This is a genomic window from Novosphingobium sp. AAP83 (assembly GCF_001295795.1).
GTDB lineage: Bacteria > Pseudomonadota > Alphaproteobacteria > Sphingomonadales > Sphingomonadaceae > Novosphingobium.
Genome location: NZ_LJHY01000081.1, coordinates 1 through 1,443, shown reverse-complemented (window position 1 = coordinate 1,443; position 1,443 = coordinate 1). Strand labels below are relative to the sequence as shown.

The following is a 1,443-nucleotide window of genomic DNA, read 5'->3' as shown; positions in this document are numbered from 1 at the left end:
GTTTCAGTATCGTGTCCGTGTACCTGTCGATTTGAAGCCTGTTATGGGTTGTTCTCATGTGAATCGGTCATTGCAAACTGACAGTCGATCCTTGGCGATTCGACTGAGCAGAAAAGTGGCATTTGAGATTGAGGCACTGTTTGAAGCTGTACGCCGTGATGCTGGCAAAAAATTTGATGAGCGACTGCTGCAAATGGAGCAGGGACAATCATTGACCGTGGCTGGCATTCAGGAATGTTCACCTACTGCGACAGTCGTGAAAACACCTGCTCCTGTCCGTAAGCCCATAAAAACACTTACTCAAATTTATGATTTGTATCTTGCTGACCCGACAAAGAAGCGGAGCAACCGGACTATACTTGCTCATCAGACAACTCGAAAAATCGTCGAGGAGGTGATCGGCAAAGATGTGTCGATTGCAGATATCACACGTGAAAACTGCCGTGAGTTTCTAGATGTTCTGCGTTGGCTTCCTGTCAATTTTTCAAAGACATACGGTGATGCTTCTGTTCGCTACATTGTTGAAATGGCCAAAAAAGATCGTAGAATCAGGACTATCAACACGACCAACATCAACGCCTACATGTCACGCTTCGCCACCATGTTAAATTGGGCGGTTACGGAAGAGCATATCTCCAAGAACCCTGCCAAGGGTCTTCAAATGGCAGAAACTGTCCGCCCACAAGATCGTCGTCGCCCTTTCGAACTTTGGCAACTTCAGAAGATATTTTCCGCCCCCATATACACAGGATGCAAGGACGAAGAGAGCGGGTATGCATCCATCGGGCCAGTCATTGCCACTGGTGCACGGTTTTGGGTACCGCTCATTGGCTTGTTTTCAGGCATGAGATTGAACGAGATATGTCAGCTTGATGTGGCTGATATCAGGGTTATCGACGAAATTGCCTGTTTCGTCATATGCGAAGATAGCTTGTCCGGTGGACGGGACAAATCGCTGAAGACCAAAAACAGTGCTAGAACCGTTCCTATCCACCCAACACTGCTTGAAGTAGGGTTCATGGATTTCGTGCAACGGAAGCGTCAGAGCGGGGCACTCAAGCTGTTCGACGATGTTCCATTAGGCGTTACAGGCTTTCGGTCTGTTGCGTTCTCACGGTGGTTCTCACGCTTCCTGACAAGCAGCAATGCAACAGCCCCGCTGACCTGCTTCCATTCCTTCAGGCACGGTTTCCGTGATGCTGGACGAAATGGCCGTATTTCACGAGACATTGTCCTAACGCTTGGTGGTTGGATCACAGGTGGAAATCAAAGTGAAGCAGCCGATGCATATGGCAATGGCTATCATCCCCGCATTCTCTTCGAAGCTATCAGTGACATACAGTTTTTGGAATTAGATTTATCACACCTGAAGATCGTCAGAAATTACGAGAACAACCCATAACAGGCTTCAAATCGACAGGTACACGGACACGATACTGAAAC

At 48.0% G+C, this 1,443-nt stretch carries 1 protein-coding gene; it reads left to right on the top strand.

The window, feature by feature from the left end; genetic code table 11:
• Positions 1 to 1,402 (top strand): site-specific integrase (locus IP81_RS19410; RefSeq protein ID WP_231627138.1); only part of this gene is annotated, 1,402 nt, incomplete at its 5' end.
• Between the last annotated feature and the right edge of the window lie 41 nt (positions 1,403 to 1,443).